This window comes from Allobosea sp. P4_H5, from assembly GCF_056400825.1.
The window spans coordinates 673,064-691,141 of record NZ_JBFUKM010000001.1; the positions used below are offsets into that span (position 1 = coordinate 673,064).

Sequence of the window (18,078 nt, forward strand, 5' to 3'; positions counted from 1 at the left end):
GTTCCGAGGCGCGCTCAGCAGCCGATCACCTTGAACTCGACCCGGCGGTCGAGCGCGTCGCTGGCATCGTCCTTGCCGGTGCCGACCAGGTTCTCGTTGTAGCCGCGCCCGCTCGCGATCATGCGGCCACGGCTGTCGGGCGCGCCGGCCTGGAGCAGGTCCATCACATATTGCGCCCGCAGCACCGAGAGCCGCTCGTTGACCTGCGGCAGACCGGTGCGCGAGGTGTGGCCGACGATCTCGATGCAGGCGCCCTTCTGCTGGGCGCGGGTCGCGATCTGGCTCAGCCACATCGGATAGGGCTCGGTGATCTGCGGATTGGCGATGAACTGCGTCGAGCCCGGCTGGAACAGCAGCTTGACCATCAGCTGGTTGCCGGAAAGGCCGCTGTCGACGAGGTCGCCGAAGGCTTCGACGGCATCGTCCTTGCGCCCGAGCTTGCTGCTGGCGAGATAGGCGCCGATGCGGACACGGTGCTGGTCGCCGCCCGGCAGCACCCGCGCCGTCCGATAGAAGGCAAGCGCCTCGCGATAGTGCCGCGCCTCGTATTCGAGGATGCCGTCATTGACCAGCGCCGCGACGTTGAGGCGGTCGGCATAGAGCGGATCGATCGCGTCGCCGAGCTTCGTGCCCTGACAGGTCTTGATGTAAACCTCGGTCGCCGGGTCCTTCGACCACATCGGTGAGTCCCGGTAATAGGTCGTCGGCGTGGCGTCGATGCCTTCCGGCTTCGCCCGAGCGACGCCCTTCGACACGACCCGCTTCGATTTCATGTCCAGCAGCGTCAGGCAGATCCGGTAGGCGTCGCGCGCGCCCTTCGCATCCCCGGCATTGTTGACCGCGGTGAAGGTCCCGACCAGCACCGCCGGATTGCGCGCCAACGCCTCGGCCGAGAACGGCTGCACCTGGAAGCGCGGATAGGATTTGCCGACCAGCTCGATCAGGCTCTGCTGCATCGAGCGTGTCGAGGTCGATTGCGCGCCGGAGATGCCGTCGATCAACGGGTCGATCACCAGCGTGACGCGTTCACCCTCGATCTGCGCCTTGGAGAACAGATCGTTCGCCGCCCGCTCCAGCGCCTGCGGAAACGGGATCGGTGTCGGGGCTGCGGCCGGAGCCGGGCTCGGGGCCGGCTGCGTCTGAGCCAGGGCCGGCGAAGCCAGCAGCCCCAGCAAGACCATGCAGGCGAGCGGAGAACGACGCATCGAAGCCCCCAATTGCATCCTGTCCGAGGCGATGTCTGGCCTTCGCCGACGGCGAAGGCCGCTTCGCAATTGTGTCAGCGGCAGTTCTTCGGGACGCTTCCGCCATCGCCGAGCTGGGCCCGCATCAGCGCATCGGTGCAGTCCACCGTCCCGCCAACGCCCGGCCGACGCTTGTTGCCGCGCGGCTCCGGGGCAGCCTCGACGCCGCCAGTCAGGATGCCGGTCGACTTGCGATCGAGCACGACACGCGGCTGCTGGACCTCGCGCGGCTCCTGCCGCTGCGGACGCGTGGCGGGAACCGTCGGCAGCAGCGGCTTCTGCGGAGCCGGCAATTCGGTCACGCCGCCGGAATTCATCCGCGTCGCCACCGCCTTCTCGCGCTCCTCACGCTCCTGCGACAGCTTGGCCTTCTCGGCCTCGAGCGCGGCGAGTTCCTGCTCCTTCTTGGCCAGTTCCTTGGCGAGGCGGTCGCGCTCATTCGCATCGGTCTGCTTCGCCGGCGTCACTTCGCCCGGCTTCGGCACGGCGCGCTCGGTGTCGGCGGTCTTGCCGGCATCGCGACCGGCGAGATCGGTCGCCGCCTTGACGCGGTCCTTCTCGGCCTGCTGCACGCGGTCCAGCAAGGCCTTCTCCTTCGCGGCGAATTCCTGCTCGAGCTTCTCACGCTCTCCCGTCGCCAGGCCACGGCGCTCGATCAGATCGAGCCTCGTCTTGGCGTCGACGGCGAAGAAGCTGGTCGGGAAGCGCTGGATGAAGGCCTTGATCTCGGCCGGGTTGTCGCTGCTGCGCAGGCGCTTCCAGATGTCGGCGTCAGTCTCCTCGCGGTTGAGGTAGAAGTCGCCGAGCAGGGAAAGCGAGAGTTCCGGCGTCTGCTTGCCACCGGTGGAATCGTAGACCGCCTTCTGGACGCGGCGGAACATGGTGGCGATCTCGAGGCCGGGCTGCTGGATCTCCTGCACCAGCGCCGCCGTGAACGGGCTGTTGCGGCCGGCACCGTCGGCGGCGACGTCGTTGGCCTGGGTCGCATAGGCGGTCACCATGCCCTGCGCCTTCACGATCGGTGCGAGGCCGGAGCCGACCGACATGCTGCGCGTCGTCGACTTCTTCGAGAGCTGGGCGAGGAAGGGATTGTTGCGGCAGGCGTCGAGCACCATGATCTTGACGCCCTTGGCGAAGCCCAGCGCCGTCGTGACCTCGCTCAGCTTGACGGTCTCGAACTGGACCGAGACCTCGTCATCGATCTTGGCCTCGACCGGGACCAGGAAGTTCTCGCCGTTGAACTGGAAGCCGTGGCCGGCATAGTAGAACATCACCGCATCGGCATCCTGCGCGAGGCGCGCAAAGCGCGACACGGCGGCATCCATGCCGCGCTTGTCCAGATCGACGCCATCGACCACCTCGAAACCGACCTTCCGCAGAGCTTCGGCGGTGTCGCGCGCATCGTTCGGCGTGTTGGGCAGGGCGGGAGCGTTCTTGTAGGCGGAGTTGCCGATCACCAGGGCGACGCGGCGTTCCTGCGTCTGTGCCAGCGCCGGCACGACGACGAGCTGCGCAAGAAGAGCGATCAGTGCACAAAATCTGACGGCAGCAGTCATGGCACCATTCCCTGCGTCATCCTAAAGAAAGCGACGGTGAAAATCCAGATTTATCCGCCTGCCATGACAGACGGTTTGCTTGCTCCCCACCCGGCCCGCTGCTAACTTTACGGCGGTTACGCGCCGCGAGGAAGAGCGCCGATGCGGAGGCTTCGACTTAAACTCATTGTCGGAGTTACGGCCGTTTTCGCCGCGACCATCTCCGCGGGCTTCGCACAGGAGCGCGCCCGGGCGCGCAGCCCTGCCCCCACCGGCGCGAAGCTCTCCTTCATCGACCTGCAGAACAATGCCCGCATTCCCGGCAAGGCGACGATCCGCTTCACCATATCAGGCATGGAGATCGCACCGGCCGGCACAGCGCGCCGCAACACCGGCCACCACCATCTGCTGATCGACACTGAGCTGCCGCCGCTCGGGCAGCCGATCCCGAGCGATTTCAACCATCTGCATTTCGGCGGCGGCCAGAGCGAGGCCGAGATCCTGCTCTCGCCCGGCCGCCACACGCTGCAGCTTCTCTTCGCCGACCACGACCATGTCCCGCACGATCCGCCGGTGCTGTCGGAGAAGATCACCGTCGAGGTCATGGCCGCGCCGGAGGAGAAGCCGCGAACGGCTGCGGCTCCGAACGCCCGGGTGTTCTTCGTCGGCCTGCAGGACGGCGCCATGATCCCGCCGCGCTCGCTCGTCCGCTTCGGCCAGGAGAACATCGCACTCGTCCCTGCCGGCACGAAGCAGGACAATGCCGGCCATCACCATCTCCTCGTCGACACCGACCTGCCGCCACTCGACCGCGAGATCCCCAGCGATTTCAACCACCTGCATTTCGGCCGCGGCCAGACGGAAACCGAGCTCACCTTGCCGCCCGGCGAGCACACGCTCCAGCTCCTCTTCGCCGACCATGAACACGTCCCGCACGATCCGCCGGTGATGTCGCAGAAGATCAGGGTGCGGGTGCAGGAAGCGTCGATGGCGACCCCGGCCCCGGCCCCGGCTGCGCCTCCGCCTGCCCGCACCACCTCCGGCCGGACAGCGGCGCCCAACGACGCCGCGGTCTACTTCATCTATCCGCGCGACGGCACGCGCATCTTCGCGACCTCGACCATTCGCTTCGGCCTGCGCAATATGGGCGTTGCGCCGGCCGGTGTCGTCAGGCCCAACACCGGCCACCACCATCTCCTGATCGACGTGCCGACGCCGTCGCTCAATGCCGCGATCCCCGCCGATCTCAACCACATCCATCTCGGCAACGGCCAGACCGAACGCAAGATCACGCTGCCGCCGGGCGAGCATACGCTGCAGCTCATCCTCGGCGACGACCAGCACGTCCCGCACGATCCGCCGATCATGTCCGAGCGCATCACCGTTTATATCGGCGCTCCCGCCAGGCGGAGGGCGCGCCGATGACTGCCGGGATGAAGCGACTGGCCACTGTTCGGCCCGGCCTCGCACTACTCGCAGCGCTTCTTCTCGCGCCCTCGCCGCTCTGGGCCCAGACCGCCACCCCGCGCCAGCCGGCGCCGCGCAACGCCATGGTCTATTTCCATTATCCGCTCGACGGCCTGCGCGTGCCCGAGCGCTTCACCGTGCGGATCGGGCTGAAGGAGATGGGCGTCGCCCCGGCCGGTATCGACAAACCGGGAACGGGGCACCATCACCTGCTGATCGACACCGATCCTGGCCCGCCGGACCAGCCGATCCCTTCGGACTACAACAATATCCATCTCGGCAACGGCCAGACCGAGGTGGTGGTCACGCTGCCGAAGGGGACGCATACGCTGCAATTGCTGCTCGGCGATCACACGCACACGCCGCATCGGCCGCCGGTTATGTCTCAGAAGATCACAGTCTACGTCAGATGAGGGATCGATGCGGCTCGGCCGCATCGCCAGCGAAAGGCCGCAGCGAAGGATGAACGCCATGTCCTGGTATCGGTGCCTTGCCGTCGCCGTGCTGGCCCTGCTCGCGCCGTTCGCTCCGGCCCTCGCCCAGGGCGGCAACGGCCAGCCGCCGCGCATCGCCCTGGTCGTCGGCAACACCGCCTATCGCGCGGCGCCCTTGGCCAACGCCGCCGTCGACGCCCGTGCCGTCGCCGACGTACTGCGCCAGGGCGAGTTCGACCTCGTCAGCATCGAGAACGCCGATCGTCCTGCGCTGGAAAGCGCGATCGCGACCTTCCGCGGCAAGCTCGCGCGCGGCGCCCAGGTCGTCGTCTTCTATTCCGGACACGCCGTGCAGTCGCGCGGCCGCAACTTCCTCGTCCCGGTCGACGCCGCGCCGCGCGGCCCGGCCGAGGTCGCACGCGACGCCATCGACCTCGACCAGCTTCTCGATGCGCTGATCGTCAGCCGGCCGGCCAGCGCTGTGATCGTGCTCGACGCGGCGCGCGACAATCCCTGGCAGGCCGGGCTCGGCGGCGGCAAGGGGCTCGCCCCCATCGAGCAGATCGAGACGATCGCGATCATGGCGCCGGCGGCGCCGGGAAAGACCGTGGCCGAGACGCAAGGTCGCGCCGATCCGGCGATCGACGAATGGCTGAAGGCGATCCGCACGCCAGGGCTCGACATGACGACCGCCCTGACCCGCACGCGTGACGCCGTCAGCCGCGCGACACGGCGTTCGCAGCAGCTCTGGTTGTCCTCGATGCCCCCAAGCGGGCTCGTCGTCACGCCGATTGGCCGACCGGTCGCCACCGCCCTCAACACCACCCGCGCCATCACCACCGCGCCGCCGCCTCCCGGACCGCAATCCGACCAGCTCGGTCCCTACGAGCTTTCCTTCTGGGAGACCATCAAGGACAGCCGGAATCCGGACGAGTATCGTGCCTATCTCGAAGCCTATCCGAACGGCCGCTTCGCCGGGCTCGCCCGCACCCGTGAGCAGTCTCTCAGGGCCCAGCGGGCGGCAGCGACGCAGCCGCCCGCGCCCTCCCCGGTGCCGGCTCCTGCGGCTTCTGCGCAAGCCCGGACCATGCGCGATTGCGATGACTGCCCCGAACTCTCCCTGATCCCGGCCGGCAGCTTCGAAATGGGCTCGAACGAGATGTTCGAGTTCGAGAAGCCGATACACGCCGTCACCATCGCCCGGCCGTTCTATCTCGGCACCGACGAGGTCACCTTCGCGCAGTGGGATACTTGCGTCGCCGAGGGCGGCTGCAGCCACCGCCCGAGCGACCGCAATCTCGGCCGCGGCAAGCGCCCGGTCACCGACATCCACTGGAACGACGCCAACGCCTATCTCGTCTGGCTGTCCTACAAGACCGGGCGCAAATACCGGCTGCCGACCGAGGCGGAATGGGAATACGCCGCCCGGGCCGGCACGACGGCCAGCTATCCTTGGGGCAATTCGGTCGACAAGGAGATGGCCAACTGCCTCGGCTGCAACGCGCAGCAGCGCCGCCAGGCGAGCGAGGTCGGCCAGTTCCCGCCGAACCGCTTCGGCCTGCGCGACATGGCCGGGAACGCCGCCGAATGGGTCGCCGACTGCTGGAGCGAGAATTATCGCGCCGCCCCCCGCGACGGCAGCGCCTACGCGCCCGCCGGCTGCCGCGAACGCGTGCTGCGCGGCGGCTCCTTCAACAACGACCCGCGCTATCTGCGCTCCGCGGCTCGCTTCAAATACGAGAGCGATGTGCGCTTCTACACCAACGGTTTCCGCGTCCTGCGTGAGCCCTGACCCGGCGCGGGGTAGCGGGCCGGGCGCCGGGCCGGTGGCAATTTGCTCACAGAGTCGAAGCGAAGGCCGCCAGGCGGCAATTTGTTGTTCTCTTCATAACCACGCTGCCGCTAATCTCTGCCTCGCTAAGGGTAAGCGTAAGAGACGAATCAGCAGCGGCTGGGCTTCGGGCCGGACCGCCGAGGAGGCGCCATGCGGACCGGCCTGCGGCTACCCATCTGCATCCTGCTGGCGCTCGCCGCCATCGCAAGCGCCTTCGCTCTCGCGATATCGCCTGCCGTCGCGCAGCAACGGCGCTTCGCCTTCGTCATGGGCAATGGCGCCTACCAGAACATCGCCAAGCTGCCGAACGCTCTCGGCGACGCCAATGCGACGCGCGCCATGCTGCAGGAGGCCGGCTTCGACGTCACCGCCGCGACCGACCTCTCGCTTGCCGGCCTGCGCAGCGCACTCGATGTCTTCGTCGAGAAGGTGAAGCAGAGCGGCGCCGGCGCGACCACCCTCGTCTACTATGCCGGCCACGCCGTGCAGCTCGACGGCGCCAACTACATCCTGCCGACGGATGTCCGCGTCGAAACCTCGGCGAACATCCCGAACCAGTCGCTCTCGCTGACCGAGATCCTGCGCAAGCTCGACGCCGCCGGCGCCAGATCGAAGATCGCCATCCTCGACGCCTGCCGCAATAACCCCTTCGCCGGGCGTGAATTGTCGCGCGGGCTGGCGCTGCAGATGGTCGACGGCGCCAACGAAGGTATTCGCAGCGAAGCGGGCCTCGCCCGCATCGATTCCAGCAGCGGCACCTTCGTTGCCTTTGCGACCTCGCCCGGCTCGACCGCGGCCGACGGCACCGGCCCCAACAGCCCGTTCACCACCGCCTTCCTGCGCGAGGCGCGCGAGCCGGGGCTGCCGATCGAGCAGGTCTTCCGCCGCATCCGCCTCGCCGTCTACGACGCCACCAGCGGCGTCCAGATCCCCTGGGACACCTCTTCACTCATCACTGATGTCAGCTTCTTCCAGCGCCCGGCCGGCGCCACCCCCGCACCGTCGGCAGGCRCTCCCGCAGTCGCGGGCGCCGTTCCGCTCGCGGCGCGCCCGACCCCGGCTGCGCTGCGCGCCATGTCGCCCGCTGACGCCTACCGCACCGCCATCGCCTGGGATCGCCGCGACATCTACCGTAGCGCCCTCGCCATCAACCCGGACGACCAGAGCGCCCTGAGACTGCATCGCATCCTCGCGCAGCGGACCGAGGAGACCGCCTGGGCCGAGACCGTTCTCGCCGGCGACGCCGAATCGCTCAAGCTCTTCGCCCGCCTCTATCCCGGCTCGCAGCACGAGAACGAAGCGCTGCGCCTGGCCGCGAGCGCCCCGAGCCGAAACCGCGTCCAGGTCGCCCAGACCTGCCCGATCTGCCCGGCTCTGCAGCCACGCGTGCGCCGCGCCGACTATACGCCACGCTCGCCTTCGCCCAGCACGCCGCGACAGCCGCGCGCGGTCCAGTCCGCACCGGCCACTTATGCACCGCCGCTTCCCGTCATCCTCCCCAACCAACCGCGCTGGACCGGCTTCTATGTCGGCGGCTCGCTCGGCGGCGGCCAGCAGAGCGGCCGCACGACCGTCGACGGCCCCTATGGCACCCCGACAGTCACGCCGACGACCACGACGACCAACACGACGAACACGACCACGACCACCACCACGACCGCGACGACGGTGACGACCGTGGAACTGGGTTCGACCACGGCCACAACGACAACCACGACGACGAACGCCACCACGGCCACTTCGACCAATACCACCGCCAACACGGTGGTGGGGACGCCGACGCCTGCTTCCTGGGCGATCAATCCGTCGGCGGTCCCGCGCAGCCTGGCGCCCGATGGCGCCGGCGCGGTCGGCGGCGCCCAGTTCGGCTTCAATTACCAGATGGGCGCGATCGTGATCGGCGCCGAGACCGACCTCTCCGCCACCCGCCTTGGTGGCAGCAAGAGCGTCTCCGCCAATCCCGGCACGCAGTTCACCACCCGTGCCAGCAACGAGCTCTCGATGCTCGGCACGGTACGGGTGCGCGCCGGTATCGTGCTCGGCAATTTCCTGATCTACGGCTCAGGTGGCTATGCCTATGGCCTCGTCGAGCAGAAGGGCTCGATCACGCCCGACAACACCCGGACCACCTCGGCCGTCAGCGGCTCGCGCTCGGGCCTCATCGGCGGCTGGGCGGTGGGCGGCGGCGTCGAGTACGCGATCGCTCCCGGCATGACGGTCCGGCTCGACTACACCCACTACGAACTCGGCCAGAAGCGCCTGCTGCTGCAGGACTATACCGGACTGGCGCCCGATCAGTACGCGGCCATGCGGATCCGCACCGCCGGCGACATCGTCAAGGCCGGCTTCAACTTCGGCTTCTGACGGACATCACGACAACGAAAAAGGCCGCTGCATCGCAGCGACCTTTTCAGTTTTGCAAGGATGGTGAGGCTCCCGCGCTCACCACATGTCGAGCGCGACCCTTGCTTCATCCGACATGCGCGACTGGTCCCAGGGCGGGTCAAAGGTCATGTTGACCGTCACGCCCGAGACGCCCGGAACGGCGCCGACCGCATTCTCGACCCAGCCCGGCATCTCGCCCGCCACCGGGCACCCCGGCGCGGTCAGCGTCATGTCGATCGCGACCTGCCGGTCATCGGCGATGTCGACGCGGTAGATCAGGCCGAGCTCGTAGATGTCGGACGGGATCTCCGGATCGTAGACGGTCTTCAGCGCCGCGACGATGTCGTCGGTCAGCCGGTCGATCTCCTCCGGCGGCAGGCCGGAGCTTGCGCCCATGGTCGGTGCGTTCGGCTTGAACTCTTCGGCAACGGTCTCGGTCATCGCAAAACTTCCATTCGGCGCAAGGCTGGCTTGGCAGCCTGGCGGAGCATCATGAGAACAGCTCTTCCGCCTTGCGCAGGGCTTCCACCAATATATCGACTTCCTCCAGCGTATTGTAGAGGCCGAAGGACGCACGGCAGGTCGAGGTCACGCCATAGCGCGCGAGCAGCGGCATGGCGCAATGCGTGCCGGCCCGGACCGCGACGCCGGCCCGGTCGATCACCGTGGCGACGTCATGGGCATGCGCGCCGGCGAGCTCGAAAGCGATGATCGCGCCCTTCTCCTTCGCCTTGCCGAAGATGCGGATCGAGTTCATCTGCCCGAGCCGCTCCATCGCATAGGCGTTGAGCCTGGCTTCGTGCGCCGCGATGTTCTCGCGTCCCAGCGCCATCATGTAGTCGAGCGCCGCTCCCAGGCCGACCGCCTCGACGATCGCTGGCGTGCCCGCCTCGAAGCGATGCGGCGGATCGTTATAGGTGATCGCGTCCTCGCTGACGGTCGCGATCATCTCGCCGCCGCCTTCATAGGGCGGCAGCTTTTCCAGCCATTCGCGCTTGCCCCAGAGAATGCCGGAGCCGGTCGGCCCATAGGTCTTGTGGCCGGTGAAGGCGTAGAAGTCGCAGCCGAGCGCCTGCACGTCGACCGGCAGGTGCACCGCCCCCTGCGAGCCGTCGACGACCAGCGGGATGCGATAGGCCTGGCAGATCTTCGCGACCTCGGCGATCGGGACGATGGTGCCGATCGCGTTCGACATATGGGTCAGCGCCACCACCTTGGTGCGCGGCGTGATCAGCTTCTCGAATTCCTCGATGAGGAAATTGCCGTCCTCGTCGACTCCAGCCCATTTGATCACGGCGCCGTGGCGTTCGCGCCAGTAGTGCCAGGGCACGATGTTGGAGTGGTGCTCCAGGATCGAGAGAATGATCTCATCGCCTTCCTGGATCTTGAGGTATTGCCCGAGCGAGGAGGCGACCGTGTTCAGCGCCCCGGTCGAGGAGCGGGTGAACAGCACCTCCTCGATATGCGCCGCATTGAGGAAGCGGCGGGCGCTCTCGCGCGCCGCCTCATAGGCCTCGGTCGAGGCGTTGGCGAGGTAGTGCAGGCCGCGATGGACGTTCGCATAGTCCTCGCGCATCAGCCGCGTCATCGCCCCGATCACCGCTTCCGGCTTCTGGGCCGAGGCGGCATTGTCGAGATAGACCAGCGGCTTGCCGTAGACCTGCCGCGAGAGGATCGCGAAGTCCTTGCGGATCGTCTCGACGTCGTAGGGCTTCGCGATCGCGTTCATCTCAGGCCTTTCCGGCGGGCTCTGTCGGCCGATCGGCAACGAGGATGCCGGCATGGCCCCAATCCTCGCGCTCGATCTCCTGGATCACGATATGGGTGGCCTGCGGGTTCTTGCCGAGCACGCGGACCAGCGTCTGCGTGAACTCCTTGACGATCTCGGCCTTCTGCGCGCGGGTCGCGCCCTTGGTGATCTGCAGGTTGACGTAAGGCATCAGGCGGCTCCGAGTTTGGGTCCAGCGTCGCGCTGGCCGAGCCAGCAATCGATCTCGCGGCCGACGATCTCGCGAACGCCCTCGTCGCCGACCATGTCGGAAACCTCGCCGACGAAGGCGGCGAGCACCAGCGCCTCGGCCTGCGGCCGCGGCAGGCCGCGCGCCATCAGGTAGAAGAGCTGCTCGGCGTCAACCTGCGCCACGGTCGCGCCATGGCCGCAGACCACGTCGTCCGCGAAGATCTCGAGCTCCGGCTTGTTGAACATGGTCGCGCCATCGTTCAGCAGCAGCGCATGGCTCTTCATGCTGCCGTCGACCTTCTGCGAATGCTGCCGGACGATGACCTTGCCCTGGAAGACGCCAGTGCCCTCGCCCTCGATGATGGTCTTGAACAGCTCGCGGCTCTCGCCATGGGCCGCCGCATGGTCCATCACCAGCGTGACGTCGGAGTGCTCCTGCTTGCGCAGCAGGTTGATGCCGCGCAGCGCCGCGCGGCTGTGCTCGCCGCCATAGCGCAGGAAGCTCTGCTGGCGCAGGACGCCGCAGTTCACGGCGACCGCGATGGAATCGAAGGTGGCATGGCCGCCGAGCTCGACCAGCAGCGACTGCACCTGAACGGTCTCGGCCCGCTGTCGCGAGACCATGCGCACATGCTCGACCTGCGCGCCCTCACCGATGACGAAGGAGGTCGCATGGTTGACCTGGACCGGCGCCGGCCCGACGCTTTCCTGCAGCTCGACCACGGTGACCTTGGCGCCGGTGCCAATCTTGACGAGCGAACGCGAGACGATCGACGCCTCGCTCGCACCCGTGCCGAGGGCCAGCAAAACGATCGGCTGGTCGAGCTCGGTCCCATCAGCGACCTCGATCACCACGCCGTCCTGGGCGAAGGCGGCGTTGAGCATCAGCGCGCCGTCGTCGCGGGCGACCTCCGGCACAGCGAAGGCTGCGGCGATCTCGTCCGGGCTCTCGGTCAGAGCCTCAGCCAGGCTGCGCGCCGTGATGCCGGCGGGCAGGCCCTGCAGATCGGAATCGGCAGCGCTGAACACGCCGTCGATGGTGACGAAGCGCCGGCCGGCGATGGTCTGCAGCGCCAGCCGGTCTGCGATCGCCTGCGGCCGGGTCGGGCGGCGCGCCAGCGGCTTCGCCTCGCGCCAGAGCGCGCGCAGATCGGTATAGCGCCAGGATTCGAGCCGGCGATGCGGCAGGCCCTTGGCCTCGAAGCCGGCGAAGGCATCCTCACGGACCTTGCGCATCGCGCCGGCGCCCGGCAGCTCGGCCTTGATATTGGCGAACTGCTCGGCGAGCTGCTGCTCGGCCGCCGTCTTGAGCGGGGTGATGATCGCCATCACGCAGCCTCGCCATAGGAGGCATAGCCACTCTTCTCGAGCTCGAGCGCCAGCTCCTTGCCGCCGGTCCTGACGATCCTGCCCTTCGACATCACGTGCACGGTGTCGGGCACGATATGGTCGAGCAGGCGCTGATAGTGGGTGATGACCAGGAAGCCGCGGTTCTGGGCGCGGAGCGCATTGACACCATCGGCGACGATGCGCAGCGCGTCGATGTCGAGGCCGGAATCGGTCTCGTCGAGGATGCACATGGACGGCGACAGCAGCGCCATCTGCAGGATCTCCATGCGCTTCTTCTCGCCGCCGGAGAAGCCGACATTGAGCGGCCGGCGCAGCATCTCGCGGTCGATGCCGAGCTTGTCGGCGGCGCCGTTGACTTGGCGGATGAAGTCCGGAGTCAGCAGCTCGGCCTCGCCGCGCGCCTTGCGCTGCGCATTCATCGCCGCCTTGAGGAAGGTCATGGTGGCGACGCCGGGGATCTCCAGCGGGTACTGGAAGGCGAGGAAGATGCCGGCGGCCGCGCGGGCGTCTGCCTCCATCTCCAAGAGGTTCTCGCCATTGAGCAGGATCTCGCCGTCGAGGACCTCATAGTCCTCCTTGCCGGCGATGACATAGCTCAGCGTCGACTTGCCGGAGCCGTTCGGCCCCATGATCGCGGCGACCTCGCCGGCGTTCACGGTGAGGTTGAGGCCGTTGAGGATCTGCTTGTCCTCGTCGGCGATCTTGACGGTGAGATTGCGAATTTCGAGCATCGTTCGGAGTTCCATTCTGCTGGAGATGGTCGGGTCAGGCCCGACCATGACGCGCTTCATTCAGGCGTCATGCCCGGGCTTGACCCGGGCATCTCGGAAACGATCGGGCGTCAGCCCACGGAGCCTTCAAGGGAAATCGTGATCAGCTTCTGCGCCTCGACGGCGAACTCCATCGGAAGCTGCTGCAGCACCTCCTTGACGAAGCCGTTGACGATCAGCGCCACCGCCTCCTCCTCGGAGAGGCCGCGCTGCTGGCAATAGAACATCTGGTCCTCGCCGATCTTCGACGTGGTCGCCTCGTGCTCGAAGATCGCGGTCGATGTCTTGGCCTCGATGTACGGAATCGTGTGTGCGCCGCACTGGTCGCCGATCAGCAGCGAGTCGCAATTGGTGAAATTGCGCGCGTTCGTCGCCTTGCGGTGGGCCGAGACCATGCCGCGATAGGTCGAGTCGGACTTGCCGGCGGCGATGCCCTTGGCGATGATCTTCGAGGTCGTGTTCTTGCCGAGATGCAGCATCTTGGTGCCGCTATCGACCTGCTGGGCGCCATTCGACACCGCAATCGAGTAGAACTCGCCGCGCGAGCCGTCGCCGCGCAGGATGCAGGACGGGTATTTCCAGGTGATCGCCGAACCGGTCTCGACCTGCGTCCACGAAATCTTCGAGTTCTTGCCACGGCAGTCGCCGCGCTTGGTCACGAAGTTGTAGATGCCGCCCTTGCCCTCGGCATCGCCCGGATACCAGTTCTGCACGGTCGAGTATTTGATCTCGGCATCGTCGAGCGCGATCAGCTCGACCACCGCCGCATGCAGCTGGTTCTCGTCGCGCTTGGGCGCCGTGCAGCCTTCGAGATAGCTGACATAGGAGCCTTCGTCGGCGATGATCAGCGTGCGCTCGAACTGGCCGGTATTCTGCTCGTTGATGCGGAAATAGGTCGACAGCTCCATCGGGCAGCGCACGCCCTTGGGGATGTAGACGAAGGAGCCGTCGGTGAAAACCGCGCAGTTCAGCGTGGCGAAGTAGTTGTCGGTCACCGGCACGACGGTGGCGAGGTACTTCTTCACCAGCTCGGGATGCTCCTTGATCGCATCCGAGATCGAGCAGAAAATCACGCCGGCCTGCGCCAGCTCCTTCTTGAAGGTCGTGACGACCGAGACCGAGTCGAACACGGCGTCGACCGCGACCCGGTTCTCCGGCGCGACGCCGGCCAGGATCTCCTGCTCACGCAGCGGGATGCCGAGCTTCTTGTAGGTCTCCAGGATCGCCGGATCGACCTCGTCGAGTGATTTCGGATCGGCGCCCGTCTTCGGCGCGGCGTAGTAATAGATGTCCTGGTAGTTGATCGGCGGATAGTTGACGCGCGACCAAGTCGGCTCGGTCATGGTCTTCCAGCGGCGGAAGGCGTCGAGCCGCCATTCCAGCATCCATTCCGGCTCGTTCTTGCGGGCCGAGATGTAGCGGACCGTGTCCTCGGTCAGGCCCTTGGCCGGCTTGTCGACCTCGATCTCGGTGACGAAGCCGTATTTGTACTCGGTCACGTCGATCGACTTGACCTGATCGATGGTCTCCTGGACCGCTGCCATCTCTAAACTCCTGTCGCGGGTTCAAGGCCCGCCGGTTCGGTCTTGGTTTTGCGCAAGGCCTCAGGCGGCTGCCTGAACCTTCCGGTTCGGGTTCGCGGCCAGCGCCTTGGCATAGGCCGCGATGAATTGGTCGATGTCCGCCTCGCAGGTGGTCCATCCAAGCGAGGCGCGCAAGGCCCCTTCGCTCATGACAGGGTCGACACCCATGGCTGTCAGCACGTGCGAGCGCCTGACCTTGCCGGAGGAACAGGCCGAGCCCGAGGACAGGGCGACGCCGGAAAGATCGAGCATGATCAGCGCCGTCTCGGCCTTGATGCCGGGCGTTGCGAAGGCGGACGTGTTGGGCAGGCGCGGAGCCTTGCTGCCGAACACGGCCGTATCCGGGGCCAGGGCCACCAGCCGGGCCTCCAGCTGATCGCGCAGTCCGGCCAGCCGGGTCGCCTCGGTGGCGAGCGCCTTGGCTGCCTCTTTGGCTGCAACGCCGAAGCCGACGATGCCCGGCAAGTTCTCGGTGCCGGCACGCCAGCCGCGCTCCTGGCCGCCGCCACGCAGGGGCTTGTCGATGAGTTCGAGCGCACCGGTCAGGAAGACGATCGCGCCGACGCCCTTGGGGCCACCGATCTTATGGGCGGACAGCGTCAAAGCATCGACGCCCAAGCTATTGATATCGATCGCGATCTTGCCAGCGGCCTGGACCGCGTCGGAGTGTACGAGCGCGCCATGCTGCCTGGCGATGGCGACGATCTCGGCGATCGGCTGCAGAACGCCCGTCTCGTTGTTGGCGAGATGGACCGAGACCAGCGCGCGCTCGTCCGGCCGCTCCGCCGCAACGCGCGACAGCCGCTCACTCAGCCAGCCGAGATCGATGAGGCCTTCGCCATCGACCGGGATCGCCTCGGCCTGACCGGCCGGGAAACGATGGCCATCGCGCACGCAAGGGTGCTCGCTGGCGCTGTGCAGCAGCAGCGTCACCGGCACCCGCACGCAATCGCGCGCGCCGCTGCAATCGCTCAGGCCGGGTGACAGGATCGTCGCATTGGCCTCGGTGCCGCCGCTGGTGAAGACGACATTGCTCGCCTTGGCGCCGCAAAGCGCCGCGACCTGCTCGCGGGCCTGCTCGATCGCGCCGCGGGCCGCCCGGCCCTCGTTATGGACGGAAGACGGGTTGCCCGGCATCTGCAAAGCCCGCAGCATCGCCTCCGCCACGGCCGGGCGCACCGGCGTCGTGGCGTTATGGTCGAGATAGCTGCGGGTCGTCGCGAACACCTGCGCTCATGCTCCGCTTTGGAGGGCTTGCCCGAAGACGCGGCACGAAATGCTTGAAATCGCACCCCTGCGCCGTGCTATAGCCGCCCATCCGAGCCGCGATGGACCGGAACCGCAAGCCGCTTCAACTCGCGTGTTCCAGTTCTGTTCACGGCTGTTAGAACCATTCTAAGCGCTTGATGTAGGGCGCGAGCGGCGGGGTCGTCAAGGGTGAGCAGGCTTTTCAGTGGCAGCAAAGCCGCTTTTCAGCCGGCCGCCCGCGTGCCTCGCCCGACAAAAGGCGAGATGTGATGCCAGAGGTGATTTTCAACGGACCGGCCGGCCGGATCGAGGGCCGCTACCAGCCCGCCAAGAAGCGCGGCGCGCCGCTGGCGATCATCCTGCATCCGCACCCGCAATTCGGCGGGACGATGAACAACCAGATCGTCTACAACCTGTTCTACACCTTCGTGAACCGCGGCTTCTCGGCGCTGCGCTTCAACTTCCGCGGCGTCGGCCGCAGCCAGGGCCAGTTCGACCACGGCGCCGGCGAGCTCTCGGATGCCGCAGCCGCGCTCGACTGGATGCAGGCCCTGAACCCCGAGGCCAAGAGCTGCTGGATCACCGGCGTCTCCTTCGGCGCCTGGATCGGCATGCAGCTCCTGATGCGCCGCCCCGAGATCGAAGGCTTCATGTCGATCGCGGCGATGGCGAACCGCTACGATTTCTCCTTCCTCGCCCCCTGCCCGTCCTCCGGCCTGTTCGTCCACGGCTCGGAAGACCGCGTCGCGCCGGTCAAGGAGGTCATGGCGGTGATCGAGAAGGTCAAGACCCAGAAGGGCATCCAGATCGAGCACGCGGTGGTCGAGGGCGCCAACCACTTCTTCGACGGCCGCGTCGACCAGCTGATGGAGCAGGTCAGCGCCTATCTCGACCGCAAGGTCGGGCCCGAGATCATCAAGAGCGAGCAGGAAAAAGCCTGACCCGCCTGGCTCACGCTGATGAGTGGATCAAGCCCCGGCTCGAGGCCATGAAGGGCAGCGTAATCTCCGCTGCCCGCGCCTCCGCCAGTACCCAGTCCCGGAACAGCCTGATCTTGCGCTCGCGCTGGCGTTCCACGGGATAGACGACCCAGTAGGCCCAATGGTCGCGTATGGCATGCTCCACTGCGAAGACGAGCCGCCCGGCCGCGATATCGTAGGCGAAAAGCTCGGGCACGGCCATCGCGACGCCGTGCCCGCGCATCGCGGCCTGGACATTCATCGCCTGCATCTCCAGCGACATCGCCCGGGCGCCTTGCTGAGGCTGGTCGAGGCCGAGATCGGCGAACCAGACCTTCCAGGGCGTCTCGTCGGGACTGAGCAACGGCGCGCGCAGCAGATCGGCCGCCTCGCGCAATTGCAGCCGGTCGCGCAGTTCGGGCGAACAGAGCGGCGCATAATGGCAGGCGAACAGCTTCTCCGCCGCGACACCTAGCCATGAGCCCGGCCCGTAGCGCACGGCAAGATCGACAGCCTCGGTGGCGAAGTCGACGAGATGCTGCGAAGTCCGGACGCGCACGGCGAATTGCGGGTTCTCGATCTGGAATTGGGCCAATCGCGGTGACAGCCAGTTGATTGCCATAGTCTGCAGCGAGGAGATCGTCAGAACCGTCTGGTTTGCCTCGCAGATGTCGCGGAACACCGTCCCGATATCGGTCAGCGCCTTGCCCACAGGCCCGGCGAGCCGTTGGCCGATCGCCGTCAGCACGACCTGGCGCGGTTGGCGCACGAACAGCGCAGCTCCGACACGATCCTCCAGCAGCCGGATCTGATAGCTCACGGCAGCCTGCGTCATGCCGAGTTCCTCGGCAGCGCGGGTGAAATTCTGGTGGCGCGCCGCAGCCTCGAAAACGCGGACCGCGGCGAGAGGCGGAAGCTTCGGCGGCGGCGGAGGCGCGGGCATGCCAAAGCATAAGCTCTCTTTATGGCAGGTGACAATCTTCCGCTTTGTCGCCCTGCCCCGTCTGGCCCAGGCTCACCTCACATCAGCGGCACTGCCGCCTGCTCCTGCGAGGATCCGATCATGACTTGCCTTTCGCAAACAGCGCCGCTCCCCCGCGGCAGCGCTTCCCTCCTGCACGACCTGCTGGCGCTCTGGCAGCGCCACGCGAGCGCCGCTCGCACGCGGTACCCTCTCGCGACGCTGGACGACCGCGCGCTCCGTGACCTGGGGCTGACACGGGACATCCTGGAACCGCCGCACCGCAGCGACCCCGCCAGGCTATGGCTCGATCGCATTCCCGGATGACGTCCGGGGGCGCTTTCGCCG

General features: G+C 67.2%; 16 protein-coding genes. 6 read left to right on the forward strand and 10 right to left on the reverse strand.

Annotated elements, in window-relative coordinates; genetic code table 11:
* Nucleotides 1-14 precede the first annotated feature (14 nt).
* The gene (locus AC1DS0_RS03230) at nt 15-1,205 is read right to left on the reverse strand and encodes an OmpA family protein (protein ID WP_476812933.1); all 1,191 of its coding nucleotides are present in this window, start codon (nt 1,203-1,205) and stop codon (nt 15-17) included.
* 74 nt (nt 1,206-1,279) lie between these two features.
* Nucleotides 1,280-2,800 (reverse strand): caspase family protein, encoded by a 1,521-nt coding sequence (locus tag AC1DS0_RS03235; protein ID WP_476812934.1) that lies wholly within the window; start codon nt 2,798-2,800, stop codon nt 1,280-1,282.
* Between the two features lie 141 nt (nt 2,801-2,941).
* On the opposite strand from AC1DS0_RS03235, the gene AC1DS0_RS03240 reads away from it, so the two are divergent.
* The 4 genes from AC1DS0_RS03240 to AC1DS0_RS03255 all read left to right on the forward strand — a co-directional run bounded on the left by AC1DS0_RS03240 (nt 2,942) and on the right by AC1DS0_RS03255 (nt 8,878).
* Entirely contained in the window at nt 2,942-4,204 is a 1,263-nt protein-coding gene (locus AC1DS0_RS03240; RefSeq protein WP_476812935.1) for a DUF4399 domain-containing protein, read from the forward strand.
* Nucleotides 4,201-4,659, forward strand: coding sequence for a DUF4399 domain-containing protein (locus tag AC1DS0_RS03245; RefSeq protein WP_476812936.1), 459 nt, complete (start codon nt 4,201-4,203; stop codon nt 4,657-4,659). Before AC1DS0_RS03240 ends, AC1DS0_RS03245 begins: the two co-directional genes overlap by 4 nt.
* Nucleotides 4,660-4,717: 58 nt before the next feature.
* Nucleotides 4,718-6,472, forward strand: a complete 1,755-nt coding sequence (locus AC1DS0_RS03250) for an SUMF1/EgtB/PvdO family nonheme iron enzyme (RefSeq protein ID WP_476812937.1) — start codon at nt 4,718-4,720, stop codon at nt 6,470-6,472.
* A gap of 192 nt (nt 6,473-6,664) precedes the next feature.
* On the forward strand, nt 6,665-8,878 hold the full coding sequence (locus AC1DS0_RS03255) for a caspase family protein (RefSeq protein WP_476812938.1): 2,214 nt from the start codon (nt 6,665-6,667) through the stop codon (nt 8,876-8,878).
* Between the two features lie 78 nt (nt 8,879-8,956).
* Here the strand turns inward: AC1DS0_RS03255 and AC1DS0_RS03260 are convergent, their stop codons facing one another.
* From AC1DS0_RS03260 to AC1DS0_RS03290, 7 genes are all read right to left on the reverse strand, one after another.
* A complete protein-coding gene (locus tag AC1DS0_RS03260; protein ID WP_236846693.1) occupies nt 8,957-9,295 on the reverse strand; it encodes an SUF system Fe-S cluster assembly protein in 339 nt (112 codons plus the stop codon).
* Between the two features lie 94 nt (nt 9,296-9,389).
* A complete protein-coding gene (locus tag AC1DS0_RS03265) occupies nt 9,390-10,628 on the reverse strand; it encodes a cysteine desulfurase (protein WP_476812939.1) in 1,239 nt (412 codons plus the stop codon).
* Between the two features lies 1 nt (nt 10,629).
* Entirely contained in the window at nt 10,630-10,839 is a 210-nt protein-coding gene (locus AC1DS0_RS03270; protein WP_326871995.1) for a tautomerase family protein, read from the reverse strand.
* A complete protein-coding gene (gene sufD, locus AC1DS0_RS03275; RefSeq protein WP_476812940.1) occupies nt 10,839-12,188 on the reverse strand; it encodes a Fe-S cluster assembly protein SufD in 1,350 nt (449 codons plus the stop codon). The genes AC1DS0_RS03270 and sufD overlap by 1 nt, the downstream gene beginning before the upstream one ends.
* The gene (gene sufC, locus AC1DS0_RS03280; protein WP_476812941.1) at nt 12,188-12,940 is read right to left on the reverse strand and encodes a Fe-S cluster assembly ATPase SufC; all 753 of its coding nucleotides are present in this window, start codon (nt 12,938-12,940) and stop codon (nt 12,188-12,190) included. The genes sufD and sufC overlap by 1 nt, the downstream gene beginning before the upstream one ends.
* A 110-nt stretch (nt 12,941-13,050) precedes the next feature.
* Nucleotides 13,051-14,523, reverse strand: coding sequence for a Fe-S cluster assembly protein SufB (gene sufB, locus AC1DS0_RS03285; RefSeq protein WP_476812942.1), 1,473 nt, complete (start codon nt 14,521-14,523; stop codon nt 13,051-13,053).
* A gap of 60 nt (nt 14,524-14,583) precedes the next feature.
* The gene (locus tag AC1DS0_RS03290) at nt 14,584-15,789 is read right to left on the reverse strand and encodes a cysteine desulfurase family protein (protein WP_476812943.1); all 1,206 of its coding nucleotides are present in this window, start codon (nt 15,787-15,789) and stop codon (nt 14,584-14,586) included.
* Between the two features lie 290 nt (nt 15,790-16,079).
* Between AC1DS0_RS03290 and AC1DS0_RS03295 the strand changes: the two genes are divergently transcribed.
* Nucleotides 16,080-16,751, forward strand: a complete 672-nt coding sequence (locus AC1DS0_RS03295; RefSeq protein ID WP_152014849.1) for an alpha/beta hydrolase — start codon at nt 16,080-16,082, stop codon at nt 16,749-16,751.
* A 10-nt stretch (nt 16,752-16,761) separates the two neighbouring features.
* Here the strand turns inward: AC1DS0_RS03295 and gcvA are convergent, their stop codons facing one another.
* Nucleotides 16,762-17,712: a transcriptional regulator GcvA gene (gcvA, locus tag AC1DS0_RS03300; RefSeq protein ID WP_476812944.1), complete on the reverse strand. Its 951-nt coding sequence runs from the start codon at nt 17,710-17,712 to the stop codon at nt 16,762-16,764.
* A 120-nt stretch (nt 17,713-17,832) separates the two neighbouring features.
* Here gcvA and AC1DS0_RS03305 point away from each other — a divergent pair, with 120 nt between their 5' ends.
* The gene (locus AC1DS0_RS03305) at nt 17,833-18,057 is read left to right on the forward strand and encodes a DUF1127 domain-containing protein (RefSeq protein ID WP_476812945.1); all 225 of its coding nucleotides are present in this window, start codon (nt 17,833-17,835) and stop codon (nt 18,055-18,057) included.
* The last annotated feature ends 21 nt before the right edge of the window (nt 18,058-18,078 follow it).

Excerpts from the sequence above, each read along its gene's own strand:
- AC1DS0_RS03295 (WP_152014849.1), top strand. The coding sequence starts at position 16,080 with ATGCCAGAGGTGATTTTCAACGGACCGGCCGGCCGGATCGAGGGCCGC.
- sufC (WP_476812941.1), bottom strand. The coding sequence starts at position 12,940 with ATGCTCGAAATTCGCAATCTCACCGTCAAGATCGCCGACGAGGACAAG.
- AC1DS0_RS03270 (WP_326871995.1), bottom strand. The coding sequence starts at position 10,839 with ATGCCTTACGTCAACCTGCAGATCACCAAGGGCGCGACCCGCGCGCAG.
- AC1DS0_RS03230 (WP_476812933.1), bottom strand. The coding sequence starts at position 1,205 with ATGCGTCGTTCTCCGCTCGCCTGCATGGTCTTGCTGGGGCTGCTGGCT.
- sufB (WP_476812942.1), bottom strand. The coding sequence starts at position 14,523 with ATGGCAGCGGTCCAGGAGACCATCGATCAGGTCAAGTCGATCGACGTG.
- AC1DS0_RS03265 (WP_476812939.1), bottom strand. The coding sequence starts at position 10,628 with ATGAACGCGATCGCGAAGCCCTACGACGTCGAGACGATCCGCAAGGAC.
- AC1DS0_RS03240 (WP_476812935.1), top strand. The coding sequence starts at position 2,942 with ATGCGGAGGCTTCGACTTAAACTCATTGTCGGAGTTACGGCCGTTTTC.
- AC1DS0_RS03305 (WP_476812945.1), top strand. The coding sequence starts at position 17,833 with ATGACTTGCCTTTCGCAAACAGCGCCGCTCCCCCGCGGCAGCGCTTCC.
- AC1DS0_RS03245 (WP_476812936.1), top strand. The coding sequence starts at position 4,201 with ATGACTGCCGGGATGAAGCGACTGGCCACTGTTCGGCCCGGCCTCGCA.
- AC1DS0_RS03235 (WP_476812934.1), bottom strand. The coding sequence starts at position 2,800 with ATGACTGCTGCCGTCAGATTTTGTGCACTGATCGCTCTTCTTGCGCAG.
- sufD (WP_476812940.1), bottom strand. The coding sequence starts at position 12,188 with ATGGCGATCATCACCCCGCTCAAGACGGCGGCCGAGCAGCAGCTCGCC.
- gcvA (WP_476812944.1), bottom strand. The coding sequence starts at position 17,712 with ATGCCCGCGCCTCCGCCGCCGCCGAAGCTTCCGCCTCTCGCCGCGGTC.
- AC1DS0_RS03260 (WP_236846693.1), bottom strand. The coding sequence starts at position 9,295 with ATGGGCGCAAGCTCCGGCCTGCCGCCGGAGGAGATCGACCGGCTGACC.
- AC1DS0_RS03250 (WP_476812937.1), top strand. The coding sequence starts at position 4,718 with ATGTCCTGGTATCGGTGCCTTGCCGTCGCCGTGCTGGCCCTGCTCGCG.